Annotated in this window: 15 protein-coding genes and 1 pseudogene; 4 read left to right on the top strand and 12 right to left on the bottom strand. The window is 72.2% G+C overall.

The genetic code is table 11. The annotated features are described in order from the left end of the window. From ACZ4VL_RS15825 to ACZ4VL_RS15810, 4 genes and pseudogenes are all read left to right on the top strand, one after another. Nucleotides 1–107 (top strand): annotated as a pseudogene (locus ACZ4VL_RS15825) (N-acetyltransferase); the annotation flags it as partial. A 377-nt stretch (nt 108–484) separates the two neighbouring features. Continuing rightward, a complete protein-coding gene (gene mgt, locus ACZ4VL_RS15820; protein ID WP_468199973.1) occupies nt 485–1,687 on the top strand; it encodes a macrolide-inactivating glycosyltransferase in 1,203 nt (400 codons plus the stop codon). Further along, nucleotides 1,684–2,223 carry a DUF1697 domain-containing protein gene (locus tag ACZ4VL_RS15815; protein WP_468199971.1) on the top strand — a complete coding sequence of 180 codons (540 nt, stop codon included), beginning with the start codon at nt 1,684–1,686 and terminating at the stop codon, nt 2,221–2,223. The genes mgt and ACZ4VL_RS15815 overlap by 4 nt, the downstream gene beginning before the upstream one ends. 97 nt (nt 2,224–2,320) lie before the next feature. Further along, a complete protein-coding gene (locus tag ACZ4VL_RS15810) occupies nt 2,321–3,322 on the top strand; it encodes a ketopantoate reductase family protein (protein WP_468199970.1) in 1,002 nt (333 codons plus the stop codon). A gap of 464 nt (nt 3,323–3,786) precedes the next feature. On the opposite strand, the gene ACZ4VL_RS15805 is transcribed toward ACZ4VL_RS15810, so the two are convergent. The 12 genes from ACZ4VL_RS15805 to ACZ4VL_RS15750 form a co-directional block, all read right to left on the bottom strand. Next, the gene (locus tag ACZ4VL_RS15805) at nt 3,787–4,554 is read right to left on the bottom strand and encodes a sirohydrochlorin chelatase (RefSeq protein ID WP_468199968.1); all 768 of its coding nucleotides are present in this window, start codon (nt 4,552–4,554) and stop codon (nt 3,787–3,789) included. Nucleotides 4,555–4,559: 5 nt separating this feature from the next. Beyond that, the gene (locus tag ACZ4VL_RS15800) at nt 4,560–5,444 is read right to left on the bottom strand and encodes an ABC transporter permease (RefSeq protein ID WP_468199967.1); all 885 of its coding nucleotides are present in this window, start codon (nt 5,442–5,444) and stop codon (nt 4,560–4,562) included. Beyond that, entirely contained in the window at nt 5,431–6,231 is an 801-nt protein-coding gene (locus ACZ4VL_RS15795; RefSeq protein WP_468199965.1) for an ABC transporter ATP-binding protein, read from the bottom strand. Before ACZ4VL_RS15795 ends, ACZ4VL_RS15800 begins: the two co-directional genes overlap by 14 nt. Before the next feature lie 24 nt (nt 6,232–6,255). Then, nucleotides 6,256–7,386: an aliphatic sulfonate ABC transporter substrate-binding protein gene (locus ACZ4VL_RS15790; protein WP_468199963.1), complete on the bottom strand. Its 1,131-nt coding sequence runs from the start codon at nt 7,384–7,386 to the stop codon at nt 6,256–6,258. Between the two features lie 249 nt (nt 7,387–7,635). After that, nucleotides 7,636–8,973 carry a sulfate adenylyltransferase subunit 1 gene (locus ACZ4VL_RS15785; protein ID WP_468199961.1) on the bottom strand — a complete coding sequence of 446 codons (1,338 nt, stop codon included), beginning with the start codon at nt 8,971–8,973 and terminating at the stop codon, nt 7,636–7,638. Between the two features lie 2 nt (nt 8,974–8,975). Then, entirely contained in the window at nt 8,976–9,920 is a 945-nt protein-coding gene (cysD, locus tag ACZ4VL_RS15780) for a sulfate adenylyltransferase subunit CysD (protein WP_361089685.1), read from the bottom strand. Continuing rightward, nucleotides 9,917–10,462, bottom strand: a complete 546-nt coding sequence (cysC, locus tag ACZ4VL_RS15775) for an adenylyl-sulfate kinase (protein WP_468199959.1) — start codon at nt 10,460–10,462, stop codon at nt 9,917–9,919. Before cysC ends, cysD begins: the two co-directional genes overlap by 4 nt. 23 nt (nt 10,463–10,485) lie before the next feature. Then, nucleotides 10,486–11,175: a phosphoadenylyl-sulfate reductase gene (locus ACZ4VL_RS15770; protein WP_468199957.1), complete on the bottom strand. Its 690-nt coding sequence runs from the start codon at nt 11,173–11,175 to the stop codon at nt 10,486–10,488. After that, on the bottom strand, nt 11,172–11,351 hold the full coding sequence (locus ACZ4VL_RS15765) for a hypothetical protein (protein WP_360631158.1): 180 nt from the start codon (nt 11,349–11,351) through the stop codon (nt 11,172–11,174). Before ACZ4VL_RS15765 ends, ACZ4VL_RS15770 begins: the two co-directional genes overlap by 4 nt. Beyond that, nucleotides 11,348–13,039, bottom strand: a complete 1,692-nt coding sequence (locus tag ACZ4VL_RS15760; RefSeq protein WP_468199956.1) for a nitrite/sulfite reductase — start codon at nt 13,037–13,039, stop codon at nt 11,348–11,350. The genes ACZ4VL_RS15765 and ACZ4VL_RS15760 overlap by 4 nt, the downstream gene beginning before the upstream one ends. A 219-nt stretch (nt 13,040–13,258) precedes the next feature. Continuing rightward, on the bottom strand, nt 13,259–13,342 hold the full coding sequence (locus tag ACZ4VL_RS15755; protein ID WP_312845914.1) for a putative leader peptide: 84 nt from the start codon (nt 13,340–13,342) through the stop codon (nt 13,259–13,261). Nucleotides 13,343–13,540: 198 nt separating this feature from the next. Further along, nucleotides 13,541–14,104: a GNAT family N-acetyltransferase gene (locus tag ACZ4VL_RS15750; RefSeq protein WP_468199955.1), complete on the bottom strand. Its 564-nt coding sequence runs from the start codon at nt 14,102–14,104 to the stop codon at nt 13,541–13,543. Between the last annotated feature and the right edge of the window lie 3 nt (nt 14,105–14,107).

Below are 14,107 nucleotides of genomic sequence, written 5' to 3'. Positions count from 1 at the left end.
TGCCGCAGTGGATCGCCGCCGACTGGCCGTTCGAGCAGCCGCGCTTCCTCGGCCGTGAGATCTCCTGGTCGGACTGGCTCGCCCTGCCGCAGCATTCCGACACGTAAGTGGTTGTCGCCCGTACCGATCTCGAAGGCTGTCGGTCGAACGGGAGTCTCGATCGGGTGACTGCGGCGGTTTCCGCGCGTGGCGGCAGGGCTTCCTGGTAGCCCGGGGTGCGATCCCATTCCGAGTGGTTCCGGGAGGCCCTGTTGTCTTTGTTGTACGTGCCCGGGCAGCGTTGACTTCAACTCGCCCGCCGTGTCGTGCGATTGCCTCGCGCATGTGGACGGCGACGCGGCCGACCCTCCGGACCGGGTGCGCCGGTATCCGTCGGACATGACGGACGCGGAGTGGGCGGCCGTCCGCTGGGGTGTGGGGCCTCGGGGCGGCGTGTTCGGGCGGCGGTCTGTGATCAGGGTTGAACGAGACGTCTCGTCTCGTTATGGTGCTGGGCATGACCTCACCCAAGGCCGCACACATCACCATGTTCTCGATCGCCGCCCACGGGCACGTGAACCCCAGCATCGAAGTGATCCGCGAGCTCGTCGCCCGCGGGCACCGTGTCAGCTACGCCATCCCGGCCTCCTTCGCCGAGAAGGTCGCCGCGACCGGCGCCACGCCGGTCGTGTGGTCCTCGACCCTGCCCACCGACGACGAGCCCGAGGCCTGGGGCACCGAGCTCATCGACCATCTCGAGCCGTTCCTCGAGGACGCCGTGCAGGCGCTCCCGCAGCTCGCCGGCGCCTTCGAAGGGGACGAACCCGATCTCGTGCTGCACGACATCACCGCCTATCCGGCGCGCGTCCTGGCCCACCGGTGGGGAGTGCCCGCCGTGTCGCTGTCGCCGAACCTCGTGGCCTGGGAGGGGTACGAGGAGGAGGTCGCCGCGCCGATGACGGCCGGGCTGCGGGCCTCCGAGCGCGGGCGCGCGTACTACGCCCGGTTCGCCGGGTGGCTCGCCGAGAACGGGATCGAGGACGATCCGGACCGGTTCGTCGGGCGGCCGCAGCGCAGCATCGTGCTGATCCCGCGGGTCCTGCAGCCCCATGCCGATCGGGTCGACCCGGACGTGTACACGTTCGTCGGGGCCTGTGAGCGCGCGGCCGAGGGCGTGTGGGAGCGGCCCGCCGGGGTGGAGAAGGTGCTCCTCGTGTCGCTCGGGTCCGCCTTCACCAAGCAGCCCGCCTTCTACCGGGCGTGCATCGAGGCGTTCGGGGGACTGCCCGGCTGGCACGTCGTGCTGCAGATCGGCCGGTTCACGGACGTCGGGGAGCTGGGGGAGGTGCCGGCGAACGTGGAGGTGCACCGATGGGTTCCGCAGCTGGACGTGCTGAAGAAGGCCGACGCCTTCATCACGCACGCCGGGGCCGGGGGCAGCCAGGAGGGGCTGGCGACGGGGACGCCGATGGTCGCCGTGCCGCAGGCCGTCGACCAGTTCGGGAACGCCGACGTGCTGCAGGCGCTGGGCGTCGCCCGGCACCTGCCCATGGAGGAGGCGAACGCCCGTACGCTGCGGGAAGCCGTCGAGGCGCTGGTCGCCGACCCCGAAGTCGCCCGGCGGGCCGCCGAGATCCGGGCGGAGATGGCCCGCGAGGGGGGCACGCAGCGGGCCGCCGACCTCGTCGAGGCTATGGTTCGGGCATGACCACATACGCGGCCCTGCTGCGCGGCATCAACGTCGGCGGGAAGAAGGTTCCGATGGCCGAGCTGCGCGAGGTGCTCGAAGGCCTCGGCTACGAGGACGTGCGGACCTACCTGCAGAGCGGCAACGCCGTCTTCGGCGGCCGGGACGCCGCTCCGGGAGTGCTGGCCGCGGAGATCGAGCGGGGCATCGAGGAGCGGTTCGGGTTCTCCGTGGCCTGCCTCGTGGTGGACGGCCCGTATCTGGAGTCCGTGGTGGAGGGGTGTCCTTATCCTGCTTCCGAGCTGGAAGGGAAGCAGCTGCACGCCACCTTCCTCTCGGCGCAGCCCGACGAGGGGCGGTTCGCCGCCATCGACCGGAAGGCCTTCCTGCCGGAGGAGTTCAGTGTGGGCGAGAAGGTCGTCTACCTGTACGCCCCCGACGGGCTGGGAAGGTCCAAACTGGCCGAGGCGGTGTTCCGGCCGGCGGTGTTCAAAGGCATCGACGCCACCACCCGGAACTGGAACACCGTCGTGAAGCTCGTCGAGATGACCCGCTAGCCCCAGTCGGTCCGGGCATCCCCGGGCCGGAACACGCGGCCCACCACGGCCCGCCCCCGGCGGCCGCACCGGCCGCCGCATGTGCCAGGCTCCGCACATGCGCTACATCATCATCGGCGCCGGAGCGATCGGCGCGACGATCGGCGGCCGGCTCGCCGAGGCAGGCAACGAGGTCGTCCTCGCCGCGCGGGGCGCGCACGCCCGGGCCCTGCAGGCGGACGGGCTGCGGCTGACCACGGCCGACGGGACCCGGGTCCACCGGCTGCCCGTCGTCGAGGGTCCGGCGGAACTCGGCGAACTGCGGCCCGACGACGTCCTGCTGCTGGCGGTGAAGACACAGGACGCCGTAGCCGCCCTCGACACCTGGGGCGCCGCGGAAGTCGCGGGCGGCGGGACCGCCGCCCAGCGGCTGCCGGTGCTGTGCGCACAGAACGGCGTCGAGAGCGAACGCCTCGCCCTGCGCCGCTTCGCGCGGGTGTACGGGGTCTGCGTGTGGCTGCCGGCCACCTTCCTGGAGCCGGGTGTCGTGAGCGCCCTCGGCGCACCCCGGACCGGCATCCTGCACATCGGCCTGGCCGTCGGCGGTGCGGACGCGCGGGCCCGGCGGATCGCCGTCGACCTGGCCGACGCAGGCTTCGACGCGCCGGTCGTCGGGGACGTGATGCGGTGGAAGCACGCGAAGCTGCTGGGCAACCTCGGCAACGCGATCCAGGCCACCACCGGGCCCGAGCCCGACCCCGCCAAGGCGGCGCTGTACCGGCGGGCCCGCCGGGAGGGCACGGCCGTCCTCGTGGCGGCCGGCATCGGCTACGCCTCGGAGGCGGAGGAGACCGCGGCCTGGGAGGGCCGGGCCGTGCAGCCGGCGGTGCTGCGGGGCGGGTCGTCCTGGCAGAGCCTGCAACGCCGGACCGGGTCCATCGAGGCCGACTACCTCAACGGGGAGGTGTGCCTGCTGGGGCGGCTGCACGGGGTGCCGACGCCGGTGAACGAGGTGCTGCGGCACGCGGCGAACATCTTCGCCCGCGAGGGCATCGCGCCGGGCTCGATGTCCATCGCCGACCTCACGGCCCTGGCCGACGAAGCCACGGCCCGCACCTAGCCACCGCTCCCGGGGACCCGCCCCCGTACCCCCGACGCCTCGATCGCCGGCGGGGCCGGATCGTGCCCCGGGGTCGTGGTTTCGGGGCTCCGCCCCGGACCCCGCGCCTCAAGCGCCGGCGAGGCTGGATTGTGCCGACGGGGCTCGATCGTGCCCGCGGGGATGGACAATCCAGCCCGCGCGGCGTTTGAGCGCACCGGGCGCGTAGCGCCCGGACCCCCAGCCCCGCCGGCGTTTGAGGCGAAGGGGGTCCGGGGCGGAGCCCCGGTTTCGGGAAGGGGCGGGGCTGGGGAACGGCTCCGCGCAGCAGGACCCGGTGCTGCGGCTCGGCCCAGCGGAACTTGGCTGCGGTTTGCGACCGCCGGAGGTCGGCGCGGGGCGGCGTCAGGCCGAGAGGGCGCTGGGCGGCGTCAGGGGCGGCGTCGGGGCGAGAGGGCGCGGGGCGGCGTCGGGGCGGGGCCGTGTCAGGCCGTGAGGGGGGTGTGGTGGCGGGCGGCGGGAGCCACGGCGGCGGCGTCGTACCGGCGCAGCAGGAGCCGGGCCACCTGCGGGGCGGCGCCCAGCACCCCGGCCACCGCGTCCGCCCCGGCCTCCCGCGCCCCGGCGGCGATCCGGTCCGGCAGCCGCCCGGGGGCGATGACGTAGGACGCCACCGCGACGCGGCGGACGCCCTCGGCCCGCAGGGCCCGTACGGCGTCCTCCGTACGGGGCAGAGCGGCGGAGGCGAACGCAGGCCGCACGGCGCACCAACCGGTGTGCCGCCACTCCCGCGCGGTTTCAGCGATCACTGCGATCGCCTCCGGGTCCGATGAGCCGGCGGACGCGAGCACCACACCGGTGGTGGCCCGGTCCGCCGGGGTGATGCCCGCCTCCCGCAGCCGTAGTTCCAGCGCCGCCGTCAGCAGCGGGTCGGGGCCGAGGACGTCGGCGACGCGGACGGTCAGGCCCGGCAGCCGGACGAGGGCCTCGGCGAGCACCGCGGGGACGTCCGCCTTCGCATGGAAGGCGCGGGTGAGCAGCAGCGGCAGCGCGACCACGTCGTGGACGCCGTCGGCGTGCAGGGCGGACAGGACCTGCTCGACCCGGGGGGCGTTGAAGTCGAGGAAGGCCGTCTCCACCCGCAGGCCCGGCCGCAGCGCCCGTGCGCGCCGGGTGAGGGCGTGCACGGTCGCCGCGTGCCGCGGGTCGCGGCTGCCGTGGGCGATGACGAGGAGGACGGGGGAGGGGGACACGGCGATCAGCTCCGGGTCAGCAGGCCGCGGCTGCGCAGCACCCACCGCTCGACCGGACTGAAGATCAGCAGGTCGATGGCGATGCCGACGACGAGGATGAGGATGATCGCGAGGAAGACGCCGGGCAGGTCGATGTTGTTGCGGCCGTTCTCCAGCAGCTGGCCCAGTCCCAGACCGAGGTCGGGGGAGGAGGCGATGATCTCGGCGGCCATGAGGGACCGCCAGGAGAACGCCCAGCCCTGCTTGAGGCCGGCGAGGTAGCCGGGCAGCGCGGCCGGCATGACCACGTGCCACACGCCCTTGACGCCCGTCGCGCCGAGGGTGCGGCCGGCCCGCAGGAACAGCGGCGGCACCTGGTCGACACCGGAGACGAGGCCGTTGGCGATGGAGGGGACGGCACCCAGCAGGATCACCGTGAACATCATGGCGTCGTTGAGGCCGAACCAGAGGACGGCCGGGGGCACCCACGCCACCGACGGCAGGGACTGCAGGCCCGACAGGATCGGGCCGAGCGCCGCCCGGACCGCCTTGACCCGGGCGACCAGCAGGCCGAGGGGGGTGCCGATGGCCAGGGCCAGCAGGAAGCCGAGCAGGCCGCGGGAGACGGAGGTCCATATGACCTCGAACAGGGTGCCCTTGAGCCACATGTCGGCCAGGCTGGCCCACACCGCGGACAGCGGTGGCAGCTTGCTCTCCTCGGTGACGCCCGCGGTCACGAGGAGCTGCCAGACGGCGAGGACGAGGGCGACGGCGAGGACCGGCGGGAGGACCTTCTTGAGGAGGACTTCGCGGACCGGGGTGCGGCGGACCTCGACGGCGTCGAGCGCGTCGAGGCCGGCCTCCAGGCCTGCGAGGTCGTCCGTCTTCGCCTTCGTTTCAGTGCTGGCCATGGCGGCGGATCTCCCCACGCAGGTGTTCGGTGATCTCCAGGGACAGTTCCGCGACGTCCGCGTCCTCGATGCGGCGCGGCTGCGGGATGTCGACGGCCCATTCCTTCGCGACCCGGCCGGGCCGGGACGAGAGCAGGACCACGCGCTGGGCGAGGCGTACGGCCTCGCGCACGTTGTGGGTGACGAAGAGGACCGACAGGTCGGTCTCCTGCCAGATGCGGGTGAGCTCGCCGTGCAGCACGTCACGGGTGATGGCGTCGAGCGCGGCGAACGGTTCGTCCATCAGCAGCAGCCGGCTGTCCTGGGCGAGGGCGCGCGCCAGGGCGACGCGCTGGCGCATGCCGCCGGACAGTTCGTGGACGCGCTTGCCGTACGCCCCGCCGAGCCGGACCAGCTCCAGCAGCCGCTCGGCCTCCGCCTTGCGGTCGGACTTGGGCACGCCGCGCAGCCGCAGGGCGAGTTCGATGTTCTTGCCCGCGGTCAGCCACGGGAAGAGGGCGTGTTCCTGGAACATCAGGGCGGGGCGGCCGGCGGTCTCGATGCTGCCCGCGGTGGGCCGGTCGAGGCCGGCGACCAGGTTGAGCAGGGTGGACTTGCCGCAGCCCGAGGCCCCCAGGATGGTGACGAATTCGCCGGGAGCGACATCGAGGCTGATGTCGTCCAGGACGAGCTGCGATCCGGCCGGGCCGGTGAAGGACTTCGAGACGTGCTCGATCCGGGCGGCGGGGGCGGCCGTCGCGACGGCGCCCTCGGCGGCCTTGGCAAGCGTGGTGGCCATGGTCGTCACCTCCTGGGGGTTGTTCGTGCGGACTTACTTCGCGCCGAGGCCGGCGTCGGCGGCCTCGGGCTTGCCGGCTTCCTTCAGCACCTTGTTCAGGAGCGTCAGGTCGTAGATGCCGGTCAGGTCGGGCTGTTCGATGAGCCTGGCCTTGACGGCGTAGTCGGCCTGCGCCTTGAGGGTGGCGGCCAGCGGGTCGTCGGTGACGAGGATGCTCTTCCAGGCCGGGTCGATGACGCCCGCGTCCAGCTCCTTGCCGGTTTCCTTCTTCAGGGCGGCGTTCGCGGAGGCCTTGGCCTTGTCCGGGTTGGCGTTGATCCACTCGTTGGTCTTCACCGTGCCCTTGAGGACCGCCTCGACGACGTCGGGGTGCTCCTTGAGGAACTTCTGCGACACGATGACGTTCGTGATGACGAACTTCTTGTCGGGCCACAGGTCGGTCTCGTCGAGGAGGACCGAGGCGCCGTCGGCGACCAGCTTGGAGGCGGTCGGTTCGGGCACCCACGCCCCGTCGATGGAGCCCTGCTTGAAGGCGTCCGGGGTGACCTTGTTGTCGGTGCGGACGACGGAGACGTCGCCCTTGCCGGACTCGGGGTCGACCTTCCAGCCCTTCTGGGCGATCCAGTTGAGGAAGGCGACGTCCTGGGTGTTGCCCTTCTGCGGGGTGGCGATCCGCTTGCCCCTGAGCTCGTCCAGGCTCTTGATCTTCTCCGGGTTCACGACGAGCTTGACGCCGCCGGAGGCGGAGCCGGAGACGATCCGCAGGTTCTGGCCCTTGGACTTGACGTAGCCGTTGATGGCCGGCGAGGGGCCGATGAAGCCGATGTCGAGGGAGCCGCCGTTGAGGGCCTCGATCTCGGACGGGCCGGCGTTGAAGGCCTGCGGCTTGATCGCGGTGCCGCCCAGCTCCTTCGCGATCAGGCCTTCCTGGAGGCCGACCAGGGCGGTGGCGTGCGTCAGGTTCGGGAAGTAGCCGATGCGGACCTCGGACGCGGACAGCTTGCGGCCGGTGTCGGCCGCGGCGCCCGCCTTCGTGTCGTCGGTCTTCTCCGCCTGGGAGCCGTAGCCGCACGAGGCGAGCGCGCCGATCAGGAGCGGGAGGGCGGCTGCGGCGGCGAGGCCGCGGCGCAGGGTCTTGCCGGTGGTGCGGTGGGTGGCAGGCACGGGAGGACTTCCTCTCGTGACGTCGTCGTCATGACGCACGTCTTCGTCTGTGGAGCGAGGTCGGGTCGAGCGCGTGGTGCTCGTGGGCGGTGCGGGTGCGCCGGCAGGATGCCGACGGCGATGCGGTCATCGCACACATCGCGCCACCCCTCCCTGACCGCTGCCGAGGGCGCCGCTGCCGATGCGGCCGCCCTCCTTGGCGAAGGTCGCGAAGACGTCGCTGTCCATGGTGTCCATGGTGTCCATGGGTTAGAAGTCCCACCCTTCGTCGTCGTCGGCGGGGGCGCCGGCCTCGGCGGCGCGGGACGCGAAGGACTCTCCGGCCATGCCCGCCGCGAGGGTGGTGCCGTCGGCCGGGTCGATGAGCAGGAACGATCCGGTGCGGCGCGAGTCGGCGTACGCGTCGAGCGCGAGCGGCTCGGCGGTGCGCACGACGACGCGGCCGATGTCGTTGGCCACCAGCTGCCCCGGGGCGGGGTGCTGGGACAGGTCGTCCAGCGTCAGACGGGACGGGATCTCCTTCACGATCGCCTTGACCGTGCGGGTCGTGTGCTTGAGGAGCACCCGCGCGCCCACCGCCAGCGGCTGGTCGGCGACGTGGCAGACGGTCGCGACGACGTCCTGCGTGGTGGCGGGGGCCGCGGCGGCCGGCGCGATCAGGTCGCCGCGGGAGATGTCGATGTCGTCCTTCAGGCGGAGCGTCACCGACTGCGGGGCCCAGGCGATGTCGACGCTCCGACCGAGCGCGTCGATGCCCTCGATGACCGAGGTGCGGCCCGACGGCAGGACGGTCACCGGCTCGCCGACGCGCAGCACGCCGGAGGCGATCTGGCCGGCGTAGCCCCGGTAGTCGGGGTGTTCGGCGGTCTGCGGGCGGATCACGTACTGCACCGGGAAGCGTGCCGGGCAGGCGGCCAGGTCGTGGCTGACCGGGACGGTCTCCAGGTGCTCCAGCACCGTCGGGCCGCCGTACCAGTCCATGGTGGCGCTGGGCTCGACGACGTTGTCGCCGGCCAGGGCCGAGATCGGGATCGCGGTGATCTCCGGGACGCCCAGCTCGGAGGCGTACGCGGTGAACTCCTCGGCGATCTCCGCGAAGACGGCCTCCTCGTACCCGACCAGGTCCATCTTGTTCACGGCCAGGACCACGTGCGGGACGCGGAGCAGGGCGGCGACGGCCGCGTGCCGGCGGGTCTGCTCGACGACGCCGTTGCGGGCGTCGACCAGGACCAGCGCGAGGTCGGCCGTCGAGGCGCCGGTGACCATGTTCCGGGTGTACTGCACGTGCCCGGGGGTGTCCGCGAGGATGAACCGGCGGCGGGCGGTGGCGAAGTAGCGGTAGGCGACGTCGATGGTGATGCCCTGCTCGCGCTCGGCCCGCAGGCCGTCGGTGAGCAGCGCCAGGTCCGGGGCGCTCTGCCCGCGGTCGGCGGAGACCCGCTCCACGGCCTCCAGCTGGTCCTCCAGGACCGACTTCGAGTCGTGCAGCAGCCGCCCCACGAGGGTGGACTTGCCGTCGTCGACGGAACCCGCGGTGGCGAAGCGCAGCAGCGTCGTCGCGCTCAGCTGCTCGGTGGTGCTGGTCATCGTTAGAAGTACCCTTCGCGCTTGCGGTCTTCCATCGCGGCCTCGGACAGTTTGTCGTCCGCCCGGGTCGCGCCCCGCTCGGTGAGGCGGGAGACGGCGATCTCGGCGATCACCGCGTCGAGCGTGGTGGCGTCGGAGTCGACGGCGCCGGTGCAGGACATGTCACCGACGGTGCGGTAGCGGATCAGCCGCTTCTCCACCGTCTCGCCGTCCTTGGGGCCGCCCCAGTCGCCGGCGGTGAGCCACATGCCGTTGCGGGCGAACACCTCGCGCTCGTGGGCGAAGTAGATCTCCGGGAGTTCGATGCCCTCGCGGGCGATGTACTGCCACACGTCCAGCTCGGTCCAGTTGGACAGCGGGAAGACGCGGACGTGCTCGCCCGGGGCGTGCCGGCCGTTGTACAGCTGCCACAGCTCGGGGCGCTGGCGGCGCGGGTCCCACTGGGAGAACTCGTCGCGCAGCGAGAACACCCGCTCCTTGGCGCGGGCCTTCTCCTCGTCGCGGCGGCCGCCGCCGAACACCGCGTCGAAGCGGTGGTTCTGGATGGCCTCGGTCAGCGGGACCGTCTGCAGCGGGTTGCGGGTGCCGTCGGGGCGCTCGCGCAGCTTGCCGGCGTCGATGTACTCCTGGACGGAGGCCACGTGCAGCCGCAGGCCGTGCTCGGCGGCCGTGCGGTCGCGGTAGTCGATGACCTCGGGGAAGTTGTGCCCGGTGTCCACGTGGAGCAGCGCGAACGGCACCGGCGCCGGGGCGAACGCCTTCAGCGCCAGGTGCAGCATGACGATGGAGTCCTTGCCGCCGGAGAACAGGATCACCGGCTTCTCGAACTCGCCCGCCACCTCGCGGAAGATGTGCACCGCCTCCGACTCCAGGGAGTCCAGGTGCGACAGGGCGTACGGGGCGTCCGCGTCGGCGGCGCTGTCGTGCAGGTGCGCGGCGGTGGTCATGCCAGCCCCTTCTCGGTGAGCAGCGTGAACAGGGACGCCGCGGACTCCTGGACGGTCTGCGTGTGCGACTCGATGCGCAGGTCGGGGGCGACCGGGGCCTCGTACGGGTCGTCGACGCCGGTCAGGCCGGAGATCTCGCCCGCCGCCTGCTTCGCGTACAGGCCCTTGACGTCGCGGACGGAGCACACCTCGACCGGGGTCGCCACGTGCACCTCCAGGTACGTCGTGCCGGCGGCGGCGTGCCGCTTCGCGACGGCCTCGCGGCTGTCGGCGTAGGGGGCGATCACCGGGACCAGGGCCTTCACGCCGTTGCTGGCGAGGAGTTCGGCGACGAAGCCGATCCGCTGCACGTTGGTGTGCCGGTCCTCGCGGGTGAAGCCCAGGCCCGCCGAGAGGAACTCGCGGATCTCGTCGCCGTCGAGGACCTCCACCCGGTGGCCGTCGCCGCGCAGCCGTTCGGCCAGCGCGTGGGCGATCGTGGTCTTGCCCGCGCTCGGCAGACCCGTCAGCCACACCGTGGCTCCCCGGTCCGTCACGCTCATCTGCTTCTCCGTAGGTTCCGTCATCAGCCGTGCAGTCCGCACTCGGTCTTCGCCCGGCCGGCCCAGCGGCCGGCCCGGGCGTCCTCGCCCTCCGCCACGCGGCGGGTGCAGGGGGCGCAGCCGACCGAGGCGTAGCCGTCCATCAGCAGCGGGTTGGTGAGGACGCCGTGCTCCGCGACGTACGCGTCGACGTCGTCCTGGGTCCAGCGGGCGATCGGGGAGACCTTGACCTTCTGCCGCTTCTCGTCCCAGCCGACGACGGGCGTGTGGGCCCGGGTCGGGGACTCGTCGCGGCGCAGCCCCGTCGCCCAGGCGTCGTAGCCGGTCAGGCCCTCTTCCAGGGGCTGGACCTTGCGCAGGGCGCAGCACAGGTCGGGGTCGCGGTCGTGCAGTGCGGGGCCGTACTGGGCGTCCTGCTCGGCGACCGTCCGGCGGGGGGTGAGGGTGATGACGTTGACGTTCATCACGGCCTCGACCGCGTCGCGGGTGCCGATGGTCTCCTCGAAGTGGTAGCCCGTGTCGAGGAAGACGACGTCGACGCCGGGGAAGGCGCGGGACGCCAGGTGGGCGACGACCGCGTCCTCCATGGACGAGGTCACGCAGAACCGTCGGTCGAACGTCCGCGCCGCCCAGGCGAGGATCTCCAGGGCGGGGGCGTCCTCCAGCTCGCGGCCGGCGCGTTCGGCCAGCTCCTTGAGCGTGGTGGTGGTCATGTGTCCTCCCCTCCTGCGGTCCCGGACCGCAGACCGCGGGCCAGCAGTCCCAGGTACTTCAGCTGGAAGGCCCGGTTGCACGAACGGCACTCCCAGGCGCCGTGGCCCTGCTCGTTCGGGAACAGGTCCTCGTCGCCGCAGTACGGGCAGTGGAACGGGGCTGCGCGCTCGCTCATGCCAGGCTCTCGTCACTCGCGCGGGCGACCCAGGCGGCGAAGCGTTCGCCGTCCTCGCGTTCCTCCTGGAAGCGGGTGACGACCCGTTCCACGTAGTCCGGCAGCCCGGCCGAGGTGACCTTCAGGCCGCGGACCTTACGGCCGAAGCCGGCCTGGAGGCCGAGTGCGCCGCCGAGGTGGACCTGGTAGCCCTCGACCTGGTTGCCGTCGTCGTCGAGGACGAGCTGGCCCTTGAGGCCGATGTCCGCGACCTGGATGCGGGCGCAGGCGTTCGGGCAGCCGTTGAGGTTGATGGTGAGCGGCTCGTCGAAGTCCGGGAGGCGGCGCTCCAGTTCGTCGATGAGGGAGGCGCCGCGCGCCTTCGTCTCGACGATCGCCAGCTTGCAGAACTCGATGCCGGTGCAGGCCATCGTGCCGCGCCGGAACGGGGACGGCTTGACCCGCAGGTCCAGCGCCTCCAGGGCGGCCACGGCCGAGTCGACCTGGGCCTCCTCGATGTCGAGCACGATCATCTTCTGCTCGGCGGTGGTGCGCAGACGGCCGGAGCCGTGCCGCTCGGCGATGTCCGCGATCTTGGTGAGGGTGGCGCCGTCGACGCGGCCGACGCGCGGGGCGAAGCCGATGTAGTAGCGGCCGTCCTGCTGCTGGTGGACGCCGACGTGGTCGCGCCACTGGCCGATCGGCTGCTCGGGCGCGGGGCCGTCGGTGAGCTTCCGCTCCAGGTACTCGTCCTCCAGGACCTGGCGGAACTTGGCCGCGCCCCAGTCGGCGACGAGGAACTTCAGCCGGGCGCGGGTGCGCAGGCGGCGGTAGCCGTAGTCGCGGAAGATCGAGATGACGCCCTCGTAGACGTCCGGGACCTCTTCGAGGGAGACCCAGGTGCCCAGGCGCACGCCGAGCTTGGGGTTGGTGGACAGGCCCCCGCCGACCCAGACGTCGAAGCCGGGGCCGCGCTCGGGGTGGTTGACGCCGACGAACGCGACGTCGTTGATCTCGTGGGCCACGTCCAGCAGCGGGGAGCCGGAGATCGCCGACTTGAACTTGCGGGGCAGGTTGGAGAAGTCCTTGTTGCCGACGATGCGGCGGTAGATCTCCTCGATGGCGGGGGTGCCGTCGATGATCTCGTCCTTGGCGATGCCGGCGACGGGCGAGCCGAGGATGACGCGGGGCGTGTCACCGCAGGCCTCGGTGGTCGACAGGCCGACGGCCTCCAGGCGGCGCCAGATCTCCGGGACGTCCTCGATGCGGATCCAGTGGTACTGCACGTTCTGGCGGTCGGTGAGGTCGGCGGTCCCGCGGGCGAACTCCTCGGAGATCTCACCGATCACGCGGAGCTGCTCGGTGGTCAGCCGGCCGCCGTCGATGCGGACGCGCAGCATGAAGTACTTGTCGTCCAGCTCCTCCGGCTCCAGGACCGCGGTCTTGCCGCCGTCGATCCCGGGCTTGCGCTGGGTGTACAGGCCCCACCAACGCATGCGTCCGCGCAGGTCGTTGGGGTCGATCGAGTCGAATCCGGTCTTGGAGTAGATCGTCTCAATGCGTGTCCGCACATTGAGACCGTCGTCGTCCTTCTTGAACTGCTCGTTGCCGTTGAGGGGAGTGTGGTGTCCAACGGCCCACTGGCCCTCGCCGCGGTGGCGGCCGGGCTTGCGGCGCGCGGCGGCGGGTGTTGCAGGGGTGGCGGCCATGGCGGTACGTCCTTCTTCGGCGGCTCAAAAGCAAGGGCAGGGGGAGTCGGCGGCGCGGCCCCTGTGACGTCGCTGATGCGGAGCAGGTACGGCCGACCGCCGCGCGGCTCCGGTTGTGCCGGAGGTCAGGGGCGGTGGTCTGCCTTCAGGGGGCTGGCGGGGTGACGGCGCATCCGCGACGACGCTGTGCGGTGCGCTGTGCGGCGATGGCTGGTTCTGTCAGCTCGCCGGACAGATGGCGCTGGACATGCGGCCGAGGTCGACGTGCCGCCGACTCACCAAGGCTGTTCCAGCTCCATTCATGGCCGAAGCGTGTCACGGGGCTATTGGAGGAGTCCACTACTGTCCATCATGTGGACGATGTAGTCCCGAAATGCGAGACGACGTGACGGGGGTCACGTACGGGAGGGGCGCCCGGGGCCGGTGGTTCCGACCCCGGGGGGGGGGGCGTGCACGGCGCACGGGATAGGGCGCGGGGGCGGGCGGGGCGCGCCGCCGGAACTACGCGCCGGGCCAGGGGCCGGGCGTCGGGGTGTCCTCCTTCTCCTCGGTCTCCGTCCTGAAGACCTTGAAGCCGCGCCGCTGGTAGTTGTCCATCGCCGTCGGGCCGTCCTGGCTGCAGGTGTGCACCCACACCCGGCGCGTGGGCGTGCGCCCGGGCCAGCGCTCCGCCAGCGACCAGGCCGCGGCCGTGCCGGCCGACAGCAGGTGCCCGCCGATGCGGCGGCCCCGGAAGTCGGGCAGCAGCCCGAAGTACATGATCTCCACCACGCCGTCGTCCTGCGGGTCGAGTTCGATGTACCCGGCCGGCGTCCCGCGGTCGTACGCCACCCAGGTCTCCACCCCGGGCCGGTCGAGGTACTCGACCCACTGGGCCCGGGTCAGCGACAGCCGGTCCGTCCAGTGGATGTCGCCGCCCACCGAGGCGTAGAGGAAACGGCTGAACTCGGGCGAGGGGACCTCCGCCCGCTGGACACGTATCTCGGATCCCGGAACAGCGGCCGGAACGAGGTCCTCCGGGGAGGTCATCTCCAGGGACCAGGTGGTGAGGGTGATGGTGCTCATGCA

The organism is Streptomyces sp. NPDC029014 (assembly GCF_055564695.1).
Note: the sequence above shows the minus strand (reverse complement) of the source record. Positions and strands in the feature narration are given on the sequence as shown.

What these genes read in the sequence shown, in the direction of transcription:
- ACZ4VL_RS15785 (WP_468199961.1), bottom strand. Translation starts at nt 8,973, where the DNA reads ATGACCAGCACCACCGAGCAGCTGAGCGCGACGACGCTGCTGCGCTTC.
- cysC (WP_468199959.1), bottom strand. Translation starts at nt 10,462, where the DNA reads ATGAGCGTGACGGACCGGGGAGCCACGGTGTGGCTGACGGGTCTGCCG.
- ACZ4VL_RS15800 (WP_468199967.1), bottom strand. Translation starts at nt 5,444, where the DNA reads ATGGCCAGCACTGAAACGAAGGCGAAGACGGACGACCTCGCAGGCCTG.
- mgt (WP_468199973.1), top strand. Translation starts at nt 485, where the DNA reads ATGGTGCTGGGCATGACCTCACCCAAGGCCGCACACATCACCATGTTC.
- ACZ4VL_RS15760 (WP_468199956.1), bottom strand. Translation starts at nt 13,039, where the DNA reads ATGGCCGCCACCCCTGCAACACCCGCCGCCGCGCGCCGCAAGCCCGGC.
- cysD (WP_361089685.1), bottom strand. Translation starts at nt 9,920, where the DNA reads ATGACCACCGCCGCGCACCTGCACGACAGCGCCGCCGACGCGGACGCC.
- ACZ4VL_RS15755 (WP_312845914.1), bottom strand. Translation starts at nt 13,342, where the DNA reads ATGAATGGAGCTGGAACAGCCTTGGTGAGTCGGCGGCACGTCGACCTC.
- ACZ4VL_RS15810 (WP_468199970.1), top strand. Translation starts at nt 2,321, where the DNA reads ATGCGCTACATCATCATCGGCGCCGGAGCGATCGGCGCGACGATCGGC.
- ACZ4VL_RS15770 (WP_468199957.1), bottom strand. Translation starts at nt 11,175, where the DNA reads ATGACCACCACCACGCTCAAGGAGCTGGCCGAACGCGCCGGCCGCGAG.
- ACZ4VL_RS15815 (WP_468199971.1), top strand. Translation starts at nt 1,684, where the DNA reads ATGACCACATACGCGGCCCTGCTGCGCGGCATCAACGTCGGCGGGAAG.
- ACZ4VL_RS15765 (WP_360631158.1), bottom strand. Translation starts at nt 11,351, where the DNA reads ATGAGCGAGCGCGCAGCCCCGTTCCACTGCCCGTACTGCGGCGACGAG.
- ACZ4VL_RS15750 (WP_468199955.1), bottom strand. Translation starts at nt 14,104, where the DNA reads ATGAGCACCATCACCCTCACCACCTGGTCCCTGGAGATGACCTCCCCG.